At 31.9% G+C, this 20,870-nt stretch carries 18 protein-coding genes; 13 read left to right on the forward strand and 5 right to left on the reverse strand.

Features of this window, described 5'->3' with window-relative positions; genetic code table 11:
• Positions 1-29 precede the first annotated feature (29 nt).
• The 4 genes from BUC09_RS02290 (at position 30) to BUC09_RS02305 (ending at position 7,580) form a co-directional block, all read left to right on the forward strand.
• Complete coding sequence (locus BUC09_RS02290; RefSeq protein ID WP_073308296.1) at positions 30-1,136, forward strand: endonuclease/exonuclease/phosphatase family protein; 1,107 nt, start codon at positions 30-32, stop codon at positions 1,134-1,136.
• 57 nt (positions 1,137-1,193) lie between these two features.
• On the forward strand, positions 1,194-1,721 hold the full coding sequence (locus tag BUC09_RS02295) for a 3-hydroxyanthranilate 3,4-dioxygenase (RefSeq protein ID WP_073308298.1): 528 nt from the start codon (positions 1,194-1,196) through the stop codon (positions 1,719-1,721).
• Positions 1,722-1,918: 197 nt separating this feature from the next.
• Positions 1,919-3,472 (forward strand): L-piperidine-6-carboxylate dehydrogenase, encoded by a 1,554-nt coding sequence (gene amaB / locus BUC09_RS02300; protein ID WP_073308300.1) that lies wholly within the window; start codon positions 1,919-1,921, stop codon positions 3,470-3,472.
• Positions 3,473-3,824: 352 nt separating this feature from the next.
• A complete protein-coding gene (locus BUC09_RS02305; protein ID WP_073308302.1) occupies positions 3,825-7,580 on the forward strand; it encodes a T9SS type A sorting domain-containing protein in 3,756 nt (1,251 codons plus the stop codon).
• Positions 7,581-7,664: 84 nt separating this feature from the next.
• On the opposite strand, the gene BUC09_RS02310 is transcribed toward BUC09_RS02305, so the two are convergent.
• From BUC09_RS02310 to BUC09_RS02320, 3 genes are read right to left on the reverse strand one after another with little or no spacing between them, the layout of a single operon-like run.
• Positions 7,665-8,237: a PhnA domain-containing protein gene (locus BUC09_RS02310; RefSeq protein ID WP_073308304.1), complete on the reverse strand. Its 573-nt coding sequence runs from the start codon at positions 8,235-8,237 to the stop codon at positions 7,665-7,667.
• Between the two features lie 8 nt (positions 8,238-8,245).
• Positions 8,246-8,743 (reverse strand): DUF6646 family protein, encoded by a 498-nt coding sequence (locus BUC09_RS02315; RefSeq protein WP_073308306.1) that lies wholly within the window; start codon positions 8,741-8,743, stop codon positions 8,246-8,248.
• A 37-nt stretch (positions 8,744-8,780) separates the two neighbouring features.
• Positions 8,781-9,506, reverse strand: coding sequence for a metallophosphoesterase family protein (locus BUC09_RS02320; protein ID WP_073308308.1), 726 nt, complete (start codon positions 9,504-9,506; stop codon positions 8,781-8,783).
• 176 nt (positions 9,507-9,682) lie between these two features.
• On the opposite strand from BUC09_RS02320, the gene BUC09_RS02325 reads away from it, so the two are divergent.
• The 4 genes from BUC09_RS02325 (at position 9,683) to BUC09_RS02340 (ending at position 13,134) form a co-directional block, all read left to right on the forward strand.
• Positions 9,683-9,940 carry a lipoprotein gene (locus BUC09_RS02325; protein WP_073308310.1) on the forward strand — a complete coding sequence of 86 codons (258 nt, stop codon included), beginning with the start codon at positions 9,683-9,685 and terminating at the stop codon, positions 9,938-9,940.
• 100 nt (positions 9,941-10,040) lie between these two features.
• Complete coding sequence (locus tag BUC09_RS02330; RefSeq protein ID WP_143161849.1) at positions 10,041-12,047, forward strand: ATP-binding protein; 2,007 nt, start codon at positions 10,041-10,043, stop codon at positions 12,045-12,047.
• A gap of 11 nt (positions 12,048-12,058) precedes the next feature.
• Complete coding sequence (locus BUC09_RS02335) at positions 12,059-12,727, forward strand: response regulator (protein WP_143161850.1); 669 nt, start codon at positions 12,059-12,061, stop codon at positions 12,725-12,727.
• 95 nt (positions 12,728-12,822) lie between these two features.
• Positions 12,823-13,134 (forward strand): hypothetical protein, encoded by a 312-nt coding sequence (locus BUC09_RS02340; protein ID WP_073308316.1) that lies wholly within the window; start codon positions 12,823-12,825, stop codon positions 13,132-13,134.
• A 30-nt stretch (positions 13,135-13,164) separates the two neighbouring features.
• On the opposite strand, the gene BUC09_RS02345 is transcribed toward BUC09_RS02340, so the two are convergent.
• Positions 13,165-14,301 (reverse strand): ATP-binding protein, encoded by a 1,137-nt coding sequence (locus BUC09_RS02345; RefSeq protein WP_073308318.1) that lies wholly within the window; start codon positions 14,299-14,301, stop codon positions 13,165-13,167.
• Positions 14,302-14,377: 76 nt separating this feature from the next.
• Here BUC09_RS02345 and BUC09_RS02350 point away from each other — a divergent pair, with 76 nt between their 5' ends.
• Entirely contained in the window at positions 14,378-15,184 is an 807-nt protein-coding gene (locus BUC09_RS02350) for a DUF4382 domain-containing protein (protein WP_143161851.1), read from the forward strand.
• Between the two features lie 46 nt (positions 15,185-15,230).
• Here BUC09_RS02350 and BUC09_RS02355 read toward each other — a convergent pair whose 3' ends face one another.
• Complete coding sequence (locus tag BUC09_RS02355; RefSeq protein ID WP_073308322.1) at positions 15,231-16,100, reverse strand: aldo/keto reductase; 870 nt, start codon at positions 16,098-16,100, stop codon at positions 15,231-15,233.
• Between the two features lie 173 nt (positions 16,101-16,273).
• Here BUC09_RS02355 and BUC09_RS02360 point away from each other — a divergent pair, with 173 nt between their 5' ends.
• The 4 genes from BUC09_RS02360 (at position 16,274) to BUC09_RS02375 (ending at position 20,822) form a co-directional block, all read left to right on the forward strand.
• A complete protein-coding gene (locus tag BUC09_RS02360; protein ID WP_073308324.1) occupies positions 16,274-17,278 on the forward strand; it encodes an AAA family ATPase in 1,005 nt (334 codons plus the stop codon).
• Between the two features lie 71 nt (positions 17,279-17,349).
• A complete protein-coding gene (locus BUC09_RS02365; protein WP_073308325.1) occupies positions 17,350-18,216 on the forward strand; it encodes a DUF58 domain-containing protein in 867 nt (288 codons plus the stop codon).
• 9 nt (positions 18,217-18,225) lie between these two features.
• The gene (locus BUC09_RS02370) at positions 18,226-19,821 is read left to right on the forward strand and encodes a BatD family protein (RefSeq protein WP_073308327.1); all 1,596 of its coding nucleotides are present in this window, start codon (positions 18,226-18,228) and stop codon (positions 19,819-19,821) included.
• Positions 19,821-20,822 carry a vWA domain-containing protein gene (locus tag BUC09_RS02375; protein ID WP_073308328.1) on the forward strand — a complete coding sequence of 334 codons (1,002 nt, stop codon included), beginning with the start codon at positions 19,821-19,823 and terminating at the stop codon, positions 20,820-20,822. The genes BUC09_RS02370 and BUC09_RS02375 overlap by 1 nt, the downstream gene beginning before the upstream one ends.
• Positions 20,823-20,870: the final 48 nt, after the last annotated feature.

A 20,870-nucleotide genomic window follows, 5' to 3' on the forward strand; every position in this document is an offset into this window, starting at 1 on the left:
TTAAGTTTACAAAAAAATAATGTAAATATATGAAAATTAGAAGTTTTATCTACCTATTTATCACATTAATAGGTTTCTCTGCAACGGCACAGCAAGCAAAAAAATTTGCCTTACAAACCGTGGCTTTTTACAACTTTGAGAATTTATTTGATACCATAAATGGATCAAATAATGATGAAGAATGGCTAGCTGATGGAGCACAAAATTGGACTGGAAAAAAATATAAGAAAAAACTTGAAAATTTAAGTCGTGTCTTAGCAGAAATTGGTACAAATGATCAACAAAAAGCATCTCCAGTATTGATTGGAGGGTGTGAAATTGAAAACAGAGGTGTTTTAGAAGATTTAATTAAGCAACCTAACTTGATTGATAAAGGTTATGGAATTGTACATTTCGATTCTCCTGACAAACGAGGAATAGATGTTGCTTTGTTATATCAAAAGAAGCATTTTCAACCTACAAGTTATGTAAATATACCCTTGTATATCTACAACAAGAGCTCTGCTTCAAAAGAAAAAAAGGAAAATGACGAGAAAACTGATGATGCAGTACAGGTCGATAATTCTACAAATAGAATATACACAAGAGATCAGTTACTTGTAACAGGTTTATTAGATGGAGAAGAAATTAACGTGATTGTTAATCACTGGCCATCTCGTTCTGGAGGTGAGAAAAAAAGTAGTCCATTCCGTGAAGCTGCTGGAAGATTAAATAGACAAATTATAGATTCAATTGTTAAAATTAAGCCTAATGCTAAATTTATAACTATGGGTGATTTAAATGACGGAACCTATAATAAAAGTGTTAAAGTTGAATTAGGTGCAAAACTTAAAAAGACAGAGTTAGAGTCTCCAAGAGATATTTATAATCCTTTTGAACAAATGGCAAAAGACGGAAACTCAACTCTTTTTTATAGAGATGCAGGAGATATTTTTGACCAAATTATGGTTTCTGAGCGATTTGTTAATGCAAATTATGCTTCTTGGACTTATTGGAAAGCTGGAATTTATAACAAACCTTATTTAATACAAAAAGAGGGGCAGTATAAAGGATATCCACTGCGACATACTGCAAACGAAGTCGGTTTTAGCGACCACTTCCCAGTCTATATTTATCTTATAAGAGAATTCAAATAATAATTAATCCCGATTCGTTCGGGTTTTTTTTATTTTTAACTTTACTTAAAAATTATCATGTCAATTCAAAAACCATTCAATCTAAATAAATGGATAGAAGAAAACAAACATCTTCTTGTTCCTCCCGTTGCCAATAAAAATTTATACGTCGATTCTGGTGATTATATCGTAATGATTGTTGGCGGTCCAAACGCTCGAAAGGACTACCATTACAATGAAACCGAAGAATTATTTTATCAATTAGAAGGAGACATAACAGTTTACATTCAAGAAGAAGGAAAAAAGAGAGCCATGAAATTATCAGCAGGCGATATGTATTTGCATCCTGCTAAGGTACCACATTCACCAAATCGTACAGAAGGTTCTATAGGATTAGTTATAGAAAGAAAAAGAACAGAGGGCAAAGACGGATTGCTTTGGTTCTGCGATACATGTAATCATAAACTACACGAAGTTTACTTTGGTTTAAATGATATAGAAAAAGATTTTTTACAACATTTCAAGGATTTTTATACTTCCGAGGAAAAAAGAACTTGCAATAAATGTGGTTCAGTAATGGATGTAGATCCAAGATTTATTAAGTAGCATTTCCTGCTTTCCACTTTAGTTTTCTCATAAATGAAAGCAATAGTAAGTAATAACAAGAGCTTCTCAAATCGCTTTGTTATCACTACAATTCCAATCCATTTATTTTAAAAAGCTATCGTTTCAATCAGGGCTAAATATTCGAAAAAAAACATACATTTGCACAAAATATAACAAAACAAGAAAAAAAAGTTACAATGTCAACAATAGCTAATCAATTCGGAATGCAAGAAGCATTAAAAGCATTAGGAATTAAAGAAGTAAACGACGGAACATCAACAGGTTCAAATAGTTTTTCTTCTGGAGAAATTATCGAAAGTTACTCTCCAGTTGATGGTCAATTAATCGGAAAAGTAAAAACAACAACTGCAGCTGATTACGAAAAAGTAATTAAGAGTGCTGAAGAAGCATTCAAAGTTTTCAGAGCAATGCCTGCGCCTCAACGTGGAGAAATTGTACGTCAGTTTGGAAATAAATTAAGAGAATTAAAAGAGCCTCTAGGTAAATTAGTTTCTTATGAAATGGGTAAATCGTTACAAGAAGGTTACGGAGAAGTTCAAGAAATGATCGACATCTGTGATTTCGCAGTTGGTTTATCACGTCAATTAAACGGACAAGTAATTCCATCGGAGCGTCCAGGTCACGTTATGCGTGAGCAATGGCATCCAATCGGAATTGTTGGAATCATTTCTGCTTTCAATTTCCCAGTAGCAGTTTGGTCTTGGAACACAGCTTTAGCATGGATTTGTGGAGACGTATGTGTATGGAAAGGTTCAGAAAAAGCACCAATTTGTACTATCGCTTGTCAAAATATCATTGCTGAAGTATTAAAAGCAAACAACTTACCAGAAGGAATTTCTTGTATTGTTAATGGAGATTATAAAGTTGGTGAAATGATTACTACCGACACCAGAATTCCATTAGTATCTGCAACAGGTTCTACAAGAATGGGAAGAATTGTTGGTGCTAAAGTAGCGGAGCGTTTCGGAAAATCTTTATTAGAATTAGGAGGAAACAATGCAATTATCATTACGCCTACTGCCGATTTAAAAGTAGTTGTTCCTGGAGCAGTATTCGGAGCAGTGGGTACAGCTGGACAAAGATGTACATCTACTCGTAGATTAATCATCCACGAATCAGTTTACGACACAGTTCGTGATGCAATTGTTGGTGCTTATGGACAAATTAAAATTGGTAATCCTTTAGATGAGAAAAACCATGTGGGTCCACTTATCGATACTGATGCGGTTAACACTTATCTAGCAGCTATTGAAAAAGCAAAAGCGGAAGGTGGAAAAGTATTAGTTGAAGGCGGTGTATTATCTGGAGAAGGTTACGAATCTGGATGTTATGTAAAACCAGCCATTATTGAAGCTGAAAATCATTTTGAAATTGTTCAACACGAAACATTTGCTCCAATTTTATATTTAATGAAATACAGCGGAGAAGTTGAAAATGCTATTGAATTACAAAATGGAGTTGCGCAAGGTTTATCATCTTCAATTATGACTAACAGCATGAAAGAAGCGGAGAAATTTTTATCATTCGCAGGTTCTGACTGTGGAATTGCTAACGTAAACATCGGAACTTCTGGTGCTGAAATTGGTGGTGCATTCGGCGGTGAAAAAGAAACTGGTGGTGGACGTGAGTCGGGTTCTGATGCTTGGAAAGTATACATGAGAAGACAAACGAACACCGTTAACTACTCAGATCAATTACCTTTAGCTCAAGGAATTAAATTTGATTTATAGTTTAAATAGAATTATAGTTTATACAAAAAAGCAACCTGAAAAGGTTGCTTTTTTGCATTTTAAGCAAAAAGCTTTGTTTTTTAAAGTAAAAAAGCCATTCATCGAGTTTAAAAACCTTTAATCGAAAACTCAATGTAAAATCATTTTTTATCTAGTGAAATGATTAATTTAGTTTTATAAAACAAATACCACAACCCAATTTGTTGAAAAATTTATTCTAAAATCAGATGTGATTTTCTGTATTGAAAATTTATTGTTTTATCTAATTCACATCTGTTAGGCTACAATTTCCTTTTTAGAATAGTTCAATTTTTCAATCTCATTTATTTTTTACTAATCAAACAAATAGACTATGGGAAAAATTACTTTCTTTCTAGTGGTATGTGGTGTTTTCTTGGGTTATGGTCAAGATTGCAGTATACAAAAAATATTATCGAATGATGTTTCAATATGTTCTGGTCAAGGAACATTAATAACTCTATTCAATAGTGAAGTTGGGGTTTCTTATCAACTTAGAGATGCATCAAATAACCCAATAGGTTTTCCTGTTATTGGAACGGGTGGAGATATTAATTTTTCTGCATCACCAACTTCTACAACGACTTATAATGTGTTAGCTGGATCATGTCCTTCGGCTTATCTTGACACAATAACTGTAACAGTTTTTCAACCTTCAATAGGTGGAATTGTGACTGTTTCTCCTGTTGGAGTTACGCCGGTTGTAACTGTGAATACAATTTGTCATTTAGGAAGTGGCTGGTTGTATTTAAGCGGACATACTGGAAACGTAATACGATGGGAAAGCTCCATAGATGGAGGTAATAACTGGACAGTAATTGCAAATACAACAGCTAGTTATAATTATACAGCATTAAATGATACAACAATTTTTAGAGCAGTTGTTCAAAATGGTACATGTGCCATTTCATATTCAAGTACCTCTGTAGTTGTGGTAATACCTAATATCAAACCGACAGTAGTAGCGATGCCTGCAACAATTTGTGAAGGTGAGAGTTCAACTCTAACTGCTTTAAGTGGTTATGCTACAAGCCAAGGTGTAGCTACAGGTGGTGCGTTTAGTTATGCAAATCCTGATGGATGGGAAGTTGATGGTAATTCAAATGGTCTAAATGCAGGAGGAAGTAATACAAAGCCTACTGGATTTAGATTAACAACATCAAATTCAGGAACTTATTCAGGAACGACTTATACTTCAACAGGAAAATTTGCTATTGCACATGGTGCTATAGATTCAGAGTTGGAGACACCAATATTCAATAGTTTTGGATTGGCTTCATTCACAATTCAATTTAATCATGCTTTTAATTTAACAGCAGGTGCTAAGGCTAAAGTTTGGTTGTCTTTAGATGGTGGTAACACCTATAATATCCTTTTGTCAAGTTATACAGGTGCTTTAACAAGAACTCCTTATAATAACTTTCCACAAGAGGTAATTAATTTGAATAATTATATCGGACAGCCAAATTTGAGAGTTAAATTTAGCTATCATGGTTTGTTGAATAGTTCTTGGGCTATAGATAATATTGGAATTCCTCAAACACCTACTGGATTGACTACACAATGGTTAGATCAAAATGGTAATGTTTTAGTTTCAACTAATTCAGTTAGTTCAGGAATGACAGTAACTCCACCAGTTACAACTACGTATTATGTAGTTTCTTATATTAACGGATGTACAAGTTATGGTCCTGAGGGAACAGCAGAAATTAAGGTTACAGTTAGACCAAGACCAACAGCAAGTATTGGAACATCCCAAAATGTATGTATAGGTGATAGCGCCACTTTGAGTATTGCTCTTACTGGTACTGCACCATGGACTATAACATATTCTAATGGTTCTACAAATACAACAGTTACTACATCTACTAATCCTTATAATTTTACAGTGTATAATTTGCTTAATAGTGTAACTTATACGGTTACTGCTTTAAATGATAAAAATTGTACCGCAAAACCATCTGATTTAACAGGAAGTGCTGTTTTGACTGTTTTGAATGGAACAAGAGGACTTTGGACAGGAATTCAAAGTCAGGATTGGTTCGATTGTAAGAATTGGGCAGGAGGTATCCCAACCGGATCTGATGATGCTGTGATACCCAATGGCAGTGTTAGAATGCCAGTAATAGATAGAGCAAGTATTTATGCTCCTGAAGATAAAATTGCAATTTGTCGAGATTTAGTAGTTGCTAATGCTGCTTCACTTACAATGATTAATAACTCTTTATTGGATATAAAAAGAGATTGGAAAAATAGCGGGACTTTTACGCCAGGTCAAGGAACAGTTACTTTTAATGGTGAAGGAACCAATCAGGTGCAATTAATAAATTCAGGTATAAAACTTAATGAGACTTTTTACAATCTTACATTAAATAGCTTAGATTCGGCTATAGGAGTTAATTTACCTAATAACTTTCAGTTAACTGTAGCTAATTTACTTACTTTAACTAGTGGAATTTTAAGATTAACTGACGAAGCTCAATTGTTACAATTAGGAGATTTAGCCAATCCGATTGATGGATCAGGTAAACTTTTAAGAGATCAACAAGGTAAAAAAAGTAGTTTTCATTATAATTATTGGTCTTCACCTGTTAGTTTAGACGGAGTAAATTATACTATTTCAGGTATTTTGAGAGATGGTACCGATGCTGTAACTAACCCATATAACCCAGGATTAATATCTTTTGGAAATGCATTTGATTATGCAGATGGTGCAATTTCTACACCAATTAAAATAAGCAACAGATGGATTCATAAATATACTTTATCAAGTACAAATTATAATTCTTGGCAAAGAATAGGCAGTACTTCTAATGTTAAAATAGGAGAAGGATACACTATGAAAGGTGTAACAGGAACGGCAGCTATTTCTGATATTCAGAATTATGTTTATGCAGGTAAGCCAAATAACGGAACTATAGGATTGACTATTGGTTTAAATCAAAGTTACTTAATAGGAAATCCTTATGCGTCTGCACTTGATGCTAATGAGTTTATTCTAGACAATATGAGAGATGGAGGAGGAAGAGCTTCTAGTAATAGATTTAATGGTGCGTTATATTTCTATGATAACTTTGGAGGGAATTCACACAACTTGGCTAACTATGTTGCAGGTTATGCAACGTATACATTAATGGGAGGTGTTGTTGCCATTTCGAATGATCCAATGATCAACAATAATGGATCAAGCGGAGTGAAAGTACCACAAAGATATATTCCAGTTGGACAAGCCTTTTTTGTAAACTCAGTTGTAGATCCAGCATTAGTAGCAAATAATCCTAATTTAGCTACCGCAATAACTGGAGGAAGTATCACTTTTAAAAACAGTCAAAGAGTTTTCAAAACAGAAGGTTCAGGTGAATCAATATTTTTTAGAACAACAAATAATATTTCTAATCAGCTGTCTGAGGATGCAAGACCAAAAATAAGATTACAATATGATTCTCCTTCTAACATGCATAGACAAATTCTAATAGGAGCAGATGAAAATGCTACATTAGAATATGATTTTGGTTTTGATGCAGTTATGGCTGATGTAAATCCAGATGACATGTATTGGACTCTTAACGGAGCAAAACTTGTGATTCAAGCTGTACCTCAATTTAATGCAAATCAAATTATTCCATTGACTTTAAAAATCACAAATCAAGGAAATAATGTAGTTAGAATTGCTTCTGTAGAAAATTTAGCTTCAGATCAAGAGATTTATCTATTTGACGAATTAACAGGAGTTTATCATAATTTAAGAAGCTCTGAATTTTCAATTATACTACCAGCTGGAGAATATAGTAATAGATTTTCCATTCGATTTAGTAATCCAACATTGAGTGTTAGTGATAATAATTTAAATCAAAGTATTACAGTTTTTTATAGTGATGATTTTGTTAATATTAAAAACCAGTTACCAAATGTTAGAGTCGAAAACGCTCAAGTATTTTCAATCTTAGGGCAAAATGTTTTAGAATATAAACTTTCAAACGAAGACCAAACGAACATACAGTTACCTGTTAGTGTATTAAGTGCTGGTCCATATATTGTTAAAGTAAAAACTGATAATGGAGTTTTTAGCAAAAAAATAATTATTGAATAAGTGACATGATTATAAATTTGGGTTTAAAAAAAGCGACATCAATATTGATGTCGCTTTTAATTTAGCGTTAGTTTTTTAAAACAATTATTTAGTTTTCTTAACGTATTGAGTTAATATTACAATGTGTTGTCCTTCAACTCTTCCTTCAATTTGTTCTGCATTGTCCCACACCAGTTTGATGTTATGCACAGCAGCACCACGTTTTGCGGTAAAATTTGCCCCTTTAACATCTAAATCTTTTATTAGAACAACAGAATCGCCATCTTGAAGAATATTTCCATTAGAATCTTTATGAACTATTTTTCCTTCATCATCATTGTCTTCACCAGTAGCTTTTGCCCACTCTAAAGCTTCTTCATCAAGATACATCATATCTAACAAGTCATTCTTTTTTAAACGAGTCAACATTCTCCATGAAACGATTTGAACAGGTAAATGTTCGTTCCACATACTATCTGATAAACAATGCCAATGATTTGCATCTGTCGTTTCAGGATTTTCAATTTGGTTAATACAAGTTGTACAAGCTAAAATTGATTTCTCTAAGCTTTCAATAGTATTAGGAGCTACATTATATACTTTTAAATCATGTGGATTACCACATAACTCGCAAGTTGAATTGCTTCTGTCGTTTAATTTTTTTTCAATAATACTCATGATTTGTATTATAAATTAAATGACATTCCAACACTCGCGTTGAATTGATTGTTGTAGTTTCCAAAAAGACCTGGTGTAGAGTCGTATTTTGCAATTGGTAGAGCAAATTCCGTGTACACACCAAAACCATCAGTAAAAAAATATCTTGCTCCTAAATGAGCACCAAAATTTCTAAGACCTAAATCTAGACCAGGATAAACATCAAATTTTTCATCAACATTAATCACATTACCTAAGTTGGCATTAAAACGAGCTCTAACATCGGCTCTGTCTTGAAACTTTGGTTTTTGGTCTAAAATTTTGTTAGCCGATAACATATAAGTAGCTTGAAAGCCAAATGACATATTTTCTCCAATACCAAAATCAACAGTTGATGTTATACCAGTTCCGCCATCTTGGATATTAGCTCCTATTTGAAATTTTGTATCACCTTTACCTTTAAAAGCTTGTGCATTTGATATAATAGCTGTAAATACTAATAATAGAGTTAAAATTGTTTTTTTCATTTTCCTTTAAATTTATTGGCAAATATAAGAACTTTCTTTAGTTTCTTCCTTTTTCATTCGGGTAAAGCAAGTAAACAGGGTCACTTTGCCAGTATTCTTTCGTATCGATATCCATTATAGTTAATGGACCTTTGAAAGCAGCTCCTGTATCAACATTCCAAACATTTCCTTTGTTTACAGGGATTGTTTTATCAATTTGGGTTACAGGTGTGTGACCTATGTATATTTCTTTATAAATCCCAAGTCTTTTAGGATAAAAAGGAGAATCTTTTTTAATAGATGGGTCTAGTGAGAGAGCCATTTCCCACAAGGTTCTATCCCAATATAACATTCTAGGAAAGTGTTCAGCAGTAACGCCTTTAAGATTGGTAAAGCCTGCATGAACAAATAATCTGTTTTGTTCATCAAGGTGATAGTTTTTTAATGATAAAAGAAATTCTATATGATTTTCTTTTGTTTTTTGGTCAACTGACGAATAGGCTTTAACTGTCGATTCTCCTCCATGATTATACCACATTGGATTGTCATGATTGTTTTGAAGCCAATGTAAAACTAACTCGTCATGATTTCCACGTAAAAACACACAATTTTTTTGTATCTTTAGCATAATCATAAAATCCACGAGACCAGGTGATTCACTCCATCCATCTAGATAATCACCTAAAAATATTAAGGTATCATTCTGTGATACGTTAGCTTTTTCTAGAACTTGTTTTAAAGCCTTTAAAGCTCCATGAATATCACCAATAACAAGTGTTCGCATTTATAGAGTTTTGATAATTGAATATACGAAAAAAATCTTTTAATAACCTCCACGAAATACTTTAACAAAATGTACGGAAAAACCGTAAATAAAAAATTTTAATGGTTTATAATTTTGATAAAAATTATAAAGAAAACCCAAAGAAAAATTGTTAAATATTTTAAAAAATTAATGTTATGAAAAGAATCGTGTCACTTATAGTTTTAGTAGTTTTTGTTGCATCTTGTTCAAATGATGAAAATGAAGAATTACTTTATAATGAAATCCAAAAAATGGAGAAAATGAACAGTAGAGATCCTCAGATGTTTGCTAAGGATGAAGTTAATTCTGACACAAAAGAAGATACAATTGTTCCACCACCACCGCCTTTTGATCCAATAACAGTTTGTGATGGTTGTCCTATTGATCCTCCAAAAGGTGGAACAAAACCGTAAATTCTCTATTTATAATATAGAATATATGTTGTAAGTTTGTGAGTATTATATCACAAATAGTAAAAAATTGAGATTAATTGTTGTTAAAATTTTTATTCTTTTGTCGCTTTTTTCCTGTAATTCAAAAATTGATAATCAGGATTATAGTGAGGAGCATGATATTTTAATTGATAGTTTATTAAATCAATCCAATGATTATACTAAAAGCAAGGAAGAAAGATATGAACTAGCCAATAAAACGCGAAACGCATTACTAACCTATTCAAATTCGCCCAAAGGAAGGGAGTATTTCTTTAAATTAGCAGGTAGGTACTACAATATTGAAAAGTATGAAGACTACCATGATATTTCTAAAGATGTTTACAAAATGTCTATTAAAAAGAACGATAGTTCTGGCATTGCAAGAGGACTAAGTTACATAGGCGATTATTTTTACGAAAAATTTATTACAGATAGTGCTTATTATTATTACAGTAAATCGGAAAAAATTTACGAGCAAATCAACGATAGTGAAGGCGAAAACACTGTAAAATTTGCTAAAGCTAGGATTTTATTTTTTGAGAAAGATTTTGCTGGTAGTGAGACTGTTGTTGTTGATATTTTAAAAAGAGCAATTAAAAATAAAAATTATCGATTAACATATGAGTGTTACCTTACTTTAGGTAATATATTAGATGGAGTGGGTAATTTTTCAGAGTCTTCTAAATATTACAATAAAGCTTTTAAAACAACAGACTTATTAAAAGAAGAGCCTCAATATCAGTTATTAAGAGCGCAAATATATAATTATTTAGGCATTTTATATACCAAAAAAGGAGAATACGAAACCGCTATAGAATATCTTAAGGACGCTCTGAGCTTTTCAGATTTTAAATTAAGTGAACCAATATTATATTCTAATTTGTTAAACAATTTAGGATATGCAATGGTTAAATCATCTAATTTAAAGTCAAAAGAATTTCTTTATAAATCTTTCAAGATTAGAGATAGTCTTGGGTATGGTCCTGGAATTGTAACAAGTAAAATAAGTATTTCTGAATACGATCTTTTAAAAAAAGATACTATTTCAGCTATTGATAATTGTGTAAATTCTGCAAAATTAGCTCACTCAATAAAATTGTTTGATGACGAATTAAAAGCACTCAATATACTTTCCAAAATCGACAAAAAGAATAAAGTTTTGCATATGGAAAGATATGTGAATCTCACTGACAGTTTGCACAATCAAGAAAGAGTCACTCGTAATAAATTTGCAAGAATTGAATTCGAAACGGATGAAATTATAACAGAAAAAAATGTCATTCAGGAGGAGAAAGATGAAATTTCGAAGCAAAGATGGACTATATTAGGTTTAAGCTTAATAGCTTTAATCTTTGTTTTTATGATTTATACGAATAGAATTCAAAGAGCTAAAAACAGAGAATTATTACTTGAGCAACAACAGCAAAAAGCGAATGAAGAGATTTATCAGCTTATGCTAGATCAACATTCTAAAATTGATGAAGGTAGACAAGCAGAAAAGAAAAGAATTGCTCAGGAATTACATGATGGAATTATGAGTAAATTAACCAGTACGAGGTTAAATTTGTTCGTTTTATCAAAAAGAAATGATGAGGAAACTATAAAGAAGTGTATTACTCATATTGATGGAATTCAAGAAATTGAAAAAGAAATAAGAGCAATCTCCCATGATTTAAATCGAGATATTTTTGCTGCAAAAGACAGTTTTAAAGCAATAATAGAATCCCTTTTCGAAAATCAAAAAAATATCTCTGAAGCAAACTATTCTATTGAAATAGATGATAAAATTTCTTGGGAGAGTATTGATAGTCCTACAAAAATGCATTTGTATCGGATTTTTCAAGAGTCACTTCAGAACATTTATAAATATGCTAAAGCTAAAAATGTTTCAGCATCAATTAAAAAGTTAGACAGCCATATTTTTATTCAAATAAAAGATGATGGACAAGGATTTGACGTTAAAAAAGCTAAAGAAGGTATTGGGCTGAAAAACATGAATGCAAGGATATCAGCAATTAACGGTGAAATCAGTTTTGAATCTGAAAAAGGAAAAGGAACGACTATCAAAATAAATATACCCGCCTAAATAATTATAAAGTGTCTAAAAAAGTAAAAATTTTAATGGTTGACGATCATCCTTCAATGATTGAAGGATATAAAATTATCCTATCCTATAATGATCTTGGATATGAAATTGAAACTAGTTCTGCATTTAATTGTAAGGATGCTCATGATGTAATTATACATCCTAGTAAAAAGAATTATTTTGACATTGTTTTTCTGGATTACAGCCTACCTCCTTATGAAGAAAAAAATATTAATAATGGAGAGGATTTGGCATTATTAGTAAAAAAAACAAGTCCAAATTCAAAAATAGTAATACTTACATCACATATTGAAACTCTCATACTGTATAACATTATAAAAAGAGTGAATCCTAACGGACTTTTAGTCAAAAGTGATTTTACAGCAGATGAACTTTTAAAAGCTTTTGAATCGATAATTAATGATGAAGTTTATAATAGTGCTACAGTAAAATCTAGTTTAAAGGAATTACTTTCTAAAGACAATTACCTAGATGATTTTAATAGACAAATGATAACTTTATTGTCACAAGGTATTAAAACCAAGAACTTGCCACAACATATGAATTTATCTATGAGTTCTATTGAGAAAAGAAAAGTTCAAATAAAACTGTATTTGAATATTGAAAAAGGAACAGACGAGGATATTATTAGAGAAGCTAAAAAAAGAGGTTTGATTTAATAGAATTATTGAGTTTTTCAATTAACAAAATGTACGGTAAAACCGTATAGATTTGCTTTTATTAGGAAGTAAATTTGAGGACTAAATTTCCGCCTATGAAAACAATTCTACACCTTCCTCATCTAAATTCTAAAATTGACATACTTTTAACAACATTAGGCTTGTCAGTTTTTTCAATGTTGGTCATTAATATAATAATTACTTTTTTTTGTATTCAAGATCTTATCAAGTATACAGATCTTGAAACGATTTCTTTCACTGTAAAAGAGGGTTTTTATTATGTTAATGAATATAAGATTGAAGCATCTATTGCATTCAATTTTGTTGGAGTGATTTTTTTATGGGTTGTTATGCTATGGCATACGCTCAAAACTGTAAATAAAACAATAGCTAGTTTTTTATTATGATAGCATTAATAATGTATATAGTTCAAACGATTAGTTGTCATATTTCATTTTTCTTAAAACTCTTAGGGCTTCTTTAAAACCCTCATAAACTTGAGGATAAGGTTTAAGATGTAATTTTGCATCAATAAGTCTTTGTTTAGCATTATCGAAACCGTTTAAGTAACACAACATAAATGAAGAAGGTAAATGATGTAAATCTTTAAATTCTCTTTCAGATAACTCGATTCCTTTTTCCATTTTTGAAATTAGAGTTTTATTTGAATTGTAAATATGATGTAGCATTTTTTTGTTGAATTGAGGGGGTTCAAAAAGCATTTGGTTCTCAATTTTATAATATCCATTATCAAAAAAAGTAATTGTTACTTTTTCTAACGGATAGTAACTGGTTTTGTCATTTAACCCTAACAGAATATATTCCGTAATAATAAAATTATTGTCATTATATTCTATAGTAACTTCATCTTGAGCCGAATAAAAAAGCTTAATTTGTTCATTTACTAATTCAATATCTACTCTGGAAAAATAGGTAATATCACGAACCTTTTTTTTGTTTCCTGCCCAGCAAACGACAAAAAGTTCTTTAAAGACCTTGTATTTTGTGTCCATATCTTTATGACGAACATTGATAAAATCCAATACGCCGTCTAGAGTATGAGCTATGCTGTTTCTAGAATTATTTTCGATACTTATAACGGCTTCAATATTTTGTTTAGAATAAGGGATTTTATCTTCAGTAGGTATTGTATTGCTACCAACTCTTACAAAAGTACTGTTAGCTATAATGGTATGTATTCCTTTTTTGAAATAAGCAGTTTTATGATTGGGCTTAATGGTTACTAAACCTACCACTTTGTCTTTGGGTAAATTTGGGAAAGGAATATTCTCATATTGAATTTTAGGAGGATTTTCGAGAAAAGCATTAACTAAGTTTTGAATTCTACTATCATCAAAAAAGTCATCACCTACAATTTCGTTTGTTTCATCTTCGACACCCACTACTATGTATGAATTGTTGTTTGGGTTTGAGTTTGAAAGCGCACAAATATGTTTTAAAAATTTCCCTTTACCTTCCCTTGTGTGTAGGTTTAATTGACGCTTCTTGTCATAAAAACTATTCTCATCATTATGAGCAAGTAAGTTTTTGATAAGAAGACGTTTATTAATCATTAGGTATAGGTTTGTGCACTAAATTACAGTTTTTGACGTTAATATACCATTAATTTTTAATCCCAAAACTATGAAAATGAATAAGCTAAAATGGATTGGTTTATCATTGTTATTTTTATCAACTATCTTTTCAATAAGTTGTAATGACAATGATGATGAAAACAGAACTTCTACAATTAATGTAAGAATGACAGATGCTCCTGGTGATTATGATGCTGTAAATGTTGAGGTTTTAGATGTTATGGTTAAATCTGATTCTAATACAGATGATAACGGCTGGATAAGTATTGGTACAGCAATTCCTCAAGTATATAATTTATTAGATTTAACTGGAGGAGTTAATGTTTTATTGGCTGATGGTGCAGTTATTCCTTCAGGGAATTTAGGACAAATACGCTTAATCTTGGGTGATGACAATACTGTAGAGAAAGGCGGGGTTACTTATCCATTAAAAACTCCAAGTGCTCAGCAATCAGGACTTAAACTTTTAGTCAACACAAATCTCCAACCTGATTTTACCTACGATTTTTTATTAGATTTTGACGTTGAAAAATCTATTGTAGTAGAAGCTGGAGGCTCCGGTAATTTTAATTTAAGTCCAGTGATTAGGGTTTCTTCTGTGGCTAATTCTGGTAGTGTAAAAGGAAATGTTACTACAACACCAGAAGGAGTTCAAGTTTTAGCTTCGGTATTAGTAAATGGAAATGTTGTTTCGGCTTATGCAGATGCTACAGGTAATTTCCAAATTAATGGAATACCAGCAGGTACCTACAGCGTAACATTAACTCCAGACGCAACATCTGGACTTTCACCTAAAATTATAGATAACGTAGTAGTTGTAAATGGTCAAGCTACAGTTGTCTCACCACAAGTTTTACCGTAATTAAAAAATAGAGACAAAAAAAGCCTTGAAACATTCAAGGCTTTTTTTATGGAACTTTTGTTCCCATACTTTCAGTCCAAATGGTAAACCAATCTTCTAAATCCATTTGTAGACTTACGGCTTTCAAAGCATTTTTTATTCTGTCTGGATTAGTGGTTCCAATAACTGGGAGTATGCCTGAAGGATGTTTTAAAATCCATGATAAAAGAATTACATCGTTATCTACATTGTATTTTTCAGAAAGTTTTTTTAAACAAAGTCTTAGTCTTTGGGTTTGATTGTTTTCTTCTCTAAAAACGGTTCCTAATGGATTCCAGCTCATTGGTATGATATTGTGTAATTGCATGAAATCTAAACTTCCATCGCTCATTGCTTCATGGTGTGTTGCCGAAAATTGTATTTGATTAAAATCTATATTGATACTTTTTTGAATTAATTCGGTTTGTGAAGGAGTAAAATTTGAAAGTCCAAAGCTTTTTATTTTCCCTTGTGCTTTAAGTTTGTCAATGGCGCTAGCAATTTCATCTACAACCATCAAAGGACTTGGTCTGTGTAAGAGAAGAACATCAAGATAATCGGTTCGAAGATTTTTTAATGAATTTTCGACACTCCAAACAATGTGTTCTTCAGAATAATCATAATGTTTAATGCCATAATCTCTTTTTTCAGAAAGATATTTTATACCACACTTCGAAATTAATTGAATGTCAGAACGATTAATTTTGCTTTCAGAAAAAGCTTTTCCAAATTCTTCTTCCGTTGTATGTCCGCCATAAATATCTGCATGATCAAAAGTTGAAATGTGTTCTTGTAAACAACTTTCTATTAGTGAAATAAATCCTTTAGTGTCAAGATTTTTGCCCCATTTTCCCCATGTCATGGTGCCGGCAATAATAGGTGATAATTTAGGTTTCAAAGCGATTTGAATTAGTAGTTCTTAAAATTTGTCAAATATAATCCTAAACAAAGCTTAAAAATAGCCTATTTCTTTAACATTTAACGCATTATTAACAGCATAGCACTAATTTAATTTTCAATTTGCATTGTATTATTTGAAATATTAATTTCACGACCTTAAAAAAAACAACGATGGAAGAAAATACAGCGACTTTAGATATTAGAGCCATTAATGAAAAAATTGAACGCGAGAGTGCTTTTATAGATCTTCTTACAATGGAGATGAACAAAGTAATTGTGGGTCAAAAACACATGATTGAACGTTTACTTATTGGTCTCCTAGGTCAAGGTCATATTTTACTTGAAGGAGTACCAGGATTAGCAAAAACTTTAGCCATCAATACTTTGTCGCAAGCAGTTCATGGTAGTTTTAGCCGTATTCAGTTTACACCAGATTTATTACCTGCAGACGTTGTGGGTACTATGATTTATAATATTAAGCAAAACGAATTCACGATAAAAAAGGGACCAATCTTTGCTAATTTCGTTCTTGCTGATGAGATTAACCGTGCTCCTGCAAAAGTACAATCAGCACTTTTGGAGGCGATGCAGGAAAAACAAGTTACCATTGGTGACACCACTTTTAAGCTAGAAAAACCTTTCCTAGTATTGGCTACTCAAAATCCAGTTGAGCAAGAAGGAACATATCCGTTACCAGAAGCTCAGGTTGACCGTTTTATGCTTAAAACAGTTATCGATTATCCTAAAATGGAAGACGAGCGTTTAGTAATTCGCCAAAATTTAAATGGAGGTTTTGAAAAAGTAAAGCCTGTTGTATCAATCGAGCAAATTTTGCGTGCTCAGGAAGCAGTTCGAGAGGTTTACATGGACGAGAAAATTGAAAAATATATTCTTGATATTATTTTCGCTACACGTTATCCGGAAAAATATAAATTGGATTCTTTAAAACCATTAATCAGTTTTGGTGCATCACCACGTGGAAGTATCAACTTAGCAAATGCAGCTAAATGTTATGCATTCATCAAGCGTCGTGGTTATGTAATTCCTGAAGATGTTCGTGCTGTTGTACATGATGTATTACGTCACCGTATTGGAATTACTTACGAAGCTGAGGCAGAAAATATCACTTCTGTAGAAATCATTAATAAGATTGTAAACGAAATCGAAGTACCATAGAAAGTGATTAGTCAAAGGCCATTAGCCACGAGTGCTATTGCCTATTACCTATTGCCTATTGCCCTTAGAATATGGAAACCAAAGATTTACTTAAAAAAGTTCGTAAAATAGAGATAAAGACCCGAAGACTGAGCGATCATATCTTCTCGGGAGAATATCATACATCCTTTAAAGGACGAGGAATGACTTTTTCGGAAGTGCGCCAGTACCAGTTTGGTGATGATGTGCGTGCAATCGATTGGAACGTTACTGCTCGCTATAACGAACCATATGTAAAAGTTTTTGAAGAAGAACGTGAATTAACCATGATGCTCATGGTTGATATTTCAGGTTCCGAAAGTTTTGGTACTAAAAGTCAATTAAAAAGTGAAATCGTAACCGAAATTGCTGCAACTCTGGCCTTTTCTGCGACTCAAAACAATGATAAAATTGGGTTGATTTTATTTTCAGATCAAATCGAATTATACATTCCTCCCAAAAAAGGAAAATCGCATGTGTTGAGAATCATTCGTGAATTGATTGAATTTTCGCCAAAAAGCAATAAAACCAATATTTCTCAAGCCTTACAGTTTTTATCGGCAACACAAAAAAAGAAAGCTATTGTTTTTATGATATCTGATTTTATTGCTGATGACGATTATGAGAAAACACTCAAAATAGCTAGCAAAAAGCACGACATAACTGGGGTTAGAGTATATGATATTCGTGAAGAGAAGATGATCAATGTTGGTTTAGTTGCTATGCAAGATGCAGAAACAGGAACAACTAAATGGATAAATACTGGTTCTAAAAGTGTTCGCCTTCAGTATGAAAAGTATTATACAGACAAGGTAAACTACTTTAAAGAAATTTTTTCAAAATGCGGCTCAGGAACTGTTAACACTAGAGTCGATGAAAGTTATGTAATGAAACTTTTAGGATATTTTAAATCGAGATAGGATTTTATGATGATGATTAAAAAGTATTGTTTTTTATTACTATTAGTTTTTCAATCGGTTGTTTTTGCACAATCATTGGAAACTAAAATTGATACTACAAAAAACAAAATTGGTGCCCAATTTACATTAACCTTAAAAGTAAAGGCTAAACCTAGCACATTAATTACTTTTCCTAGAGGTAATAATTTTGGAGCACTTGAAGTAATTGAATCTTATCCTATCGATACAGTAAAAGGAGATGCTAATTATGAGTTGATCAAAAAATATGGTTTGACGCAGTTTGACTCGGGTACGTATGTTATTCCAAGACTTCCAGTTTTATTTGACAAAAAACCAATTTTCTCTGATAGTATTAAAGTTGAGGTTTTCAACGTAAAAGTTGATACATTGAAGCAAAAAATGTATGACATTAAACCAATTATTGCGGTTGAAAAACCATTTGGTAATTGGTGGAAATACCTTTTAGGAATTTTACTTTTAGCAGGATTAGTGTATTTAGGTTATTTCCTTTGGAGAAAAAGAAGAAAACCAAAACAAGAGGAAATTGTTTATAATTCTCCTATTGAAAAAGCGACAAGTTTGCTGCAGCTTTTAGAAAAGAAAGAATTATTAGAAAAAGGAGAGGTAAAAGAATATTATTCGGAACTAACAGATATTGCTCGTGATTATATTGAAGAAGCAATTGAGATTCCTGCCAAAGAAAGTACAACGTCAGAGCTTATAGTAGCTTTACGTGCTGCATCAAATAAGAAAAAAATGAAACTTTCTAGAGAAACGCTAGAAGGTCTTGAAAAAGTTTTAAAGCAAGCCGATTTAGTAAAGTTTGCTAAATCAAAGCCATTAGATTTTGAAATTGCTGATGATAGAAAAAAAATAGAAACAACTATTTTAACTCTTGATAAAGCAATTCCAGTAGTAGTGGATGAAAGCAGTTTAAAATGGCAAAAAGAACAACAAGAATTCTTAAAAAAGAAAAAGAGAAAAGCTCAGCTTGTAAATGTTGCTGGAATTAGTGGGTTTTTGTTACTGTTTGTACTTACATTCATTATTATTACTAAAGGATTTGATTATGTAAAAGGAGGTTTTTCGGGTTACTCAACCAAAGAATTGTTAAACCAAGATTGGATAAAATCAGAGTACGGAAATCCATCAGTATTTATAGAAACACCAGAAGTGTTAAAGCGTTTAGATGCTAAAAAAGTAGTACCAAAAGATGCTATGGCATTAATAAAAGACATGCAAATGTTTGCATTTGGAAGCATTATGGATCACTTTACAATTGTAGTATCTACAACACAATTCAAAAAAGAAACAGAGTTGGATTTAAGCCAAGCATTAAACGGTACGATTCAAACAATGGAAGCACAAGGTTGCCAAAATATGATTGTAAAGCAAGAAGAATTCAGTACAGAACAAGGTATAAAAGGAATTAAAGGTTACGGAACTCTTAAAGCTAATGGACAAGAAATGTATTATCAAATTTTGTTGTTTAGTCAAGCTGGAGGTTTGCAACAAATTATGATTGCGCACAAAGAAGGCGATAAAAATGCCCAAAAGATTAGTGAACGAATGTTAAACTCTGTCGAACTTAAATTAGCAAACTAATGACTAATGTGACTTTTTTAAATCCGGAGTTTTTTTGGTTGTTTTTGTTACTGCCAGCAGTGATTGTTTGGTATTTTTTTAAAAGAAATGAAGAAAAGCCAACGCTAAAAATAAGTTCATTACAAGGTTTTAAAGGAACAACTTCCATTTTACCAAAGCTAAAACCATTATTATTTGTTTTTAGATTACTAGCGTTAAGTTCATTAATTATTGCTTTGGCAAGACCTCGTAGTGTTGATGTAAGTAACAAAAGTAATAGCACAAACGGAATCGATATTGTAATTGCTTCAGACGTTTCTGGAAGTATGTTAGCAAAAGATTTAAAGCCAAACCGAATGGAAGCTCTAAAAAGAGTAGCTTCAGATTTCGTTGAGGAAAGAGTAAACGACCGAATCGGTATAGTAGTTTATGCTGCAGAGGCTTACACAAAAACACCTGTTACAAGTGATAAAGCTGTAGTGCTTCAAGCTATTAATGACATAAAATACGATAATGTTTTGCAAGACGGAACTGGAATAGGAATGGGACTTGCTACTGCTGTTAACCGATTGAAAGAAAGTAAAGCGAAAAGCAAGGTTATTATCCTTATGACAGACGGAGTTAATAATTCGGGATTTTTAGATCCTCAAACTTCTGCTGAAATTGCTGCCGATTTAGGAATTAAAGTTTACACTATCGGGATTGGTACCAATGGTAACGCTATGTTTCCTTATGCCATTGCTCCTAATGGCGGTTTTTTGTTTAAGATGATGCCAGTTCAAATCGATGAAAAATTGATGAAACAAATCGCTCAAAAAACAGGAGGAAAGTATTTTAGAGCACAAGACAACACAGGGTTAGAAAATATTTATAAAGAAATAAACAAGTTAGAAACCACAAAAATTGAAGAGTTAAAATTTGTTAATTATGACGAAAAATTTAGACCTTTTGTGTGGTTGGCAGGTTTGTTGTTAGTAATTGAAATAGTATTGAGAAATACAATTTTTAGAAGTTTTATATAATTGAATTAAAAAGTATGAATTATAAGTTATGAGTTTTTTTGATGGCTG

The sequence above is a fragment of the Flavobacterium terrae genome, from assembly GCF_900142035.1.
Lineage (GTDB): Bacteria > Bacteroidota > Bacteroidia > Flavobacteriales > Flavobacteriaceae > Flavobacterium > Flavobacterium terrae.

Bases quoted from the DNA above. Each gene is read 5' to 3' on its own strand.
- BUC09_RS02290 (WP_073308296.1), top strand. From the start codon at position 30: ATGAAAATTAGAAGTTTTATCTACCTATTTATCACATTAATAGGTTTC.
- BUC09_RS02295 (WP_073308298.1), top strand. From the start codon at position 1,194: ATGTCAATTCAAAAACCATTCAATCTAAATAAATGGATAGAAGAAAAC.
- amaB (WP_073308300.1), top strand. From the start codon at position 1,919: ATGTCAACAATAGCTAATCAATTCGGAATGCAAGAAGCATTAAAAGCA.
- BUC09_RS02305 (WP_073308302.1), top strand. From the start codon at position 3,825: ATGGGAAAAATTACTTTCTTTCTAGTGGTATGTGGTGTTTTCTTGGGT.
- BUC09_RS02310 (WP_073308304.1), bottom strand. From the start codon at position 8,237: ATGAGTATTATTGAAAAAAAATTAAACGACAGAAGCAATTCAACTTGC.
- BUC09_RS02315 (WP_073308306.1), bottom strand. From the start codon at position 8,743: ATGAAAAAAACAATTTTAACTCTATTATTAGTATTTACAGCTATTATA.
- BUC09_RS02320 (WP_073308308.1), bottom strand. From the start codon at position 9,506: ATGCGAACACTTGTTATTGGTGATATTCATGGAGCTTTAAAGGCTTTA.
- BUC09_RS02325 (WP_073308310.1), top strand. From the start codon at position 9,683: ATGAAAAGAATCGTGTCACTTATAGTTTTAGTAGTTTTTGTTGCATCT.
- BUC09_RS02340 (WP_073308316.1), top strand. From the start codon at position 12,823: ATGAAAACAATTCTACACCTTCCTCATCTAAATTCTAAAATTGACATA.
- BUC09_RS02345 (WP_073308318.1), bottom strand. From the start codon at position 14,301: ATGATTAATAAACGTCTTCTTATCAAAAACTTACTTGCTCATAATGAT.
- BUC09_RS02350 (WP_143161851.1), top strand. From the start codon at position 14,378: ATGAATAAGCTAAAATGGATTGGTTTATCATTGTTATTTTTATCAACT.
- BUC09_RS02360 (WP_073308324.1), top strand. From the start codon at position 16,274: ATGGAAGAAAATACAGCGACTTTAGATATTAGAGCCATTAATGAAAAA.
- BUC09_RS02365 (WP_073308325.1), top strand. From the start codon at position 17,350: ATGGAAACCAAAGATTTACTTAAAAAAGTTCGTAAAATAGAGATAAAG.
- BUC09_RS02370 (WP_073308327.1), top strand. From the start codon at position 18,226: ATGATGATTAAAAAGTATTGTTTTTTATTACTATTAGTTTTTCAATCG.
- BUC09_RS02375 (WP_073308328.1), top strand. From the start codon at position 19,821: ATGACTAATGTGACTTTTTTAAATCCGGAGTTTTTTTGGTTGTTTTTG.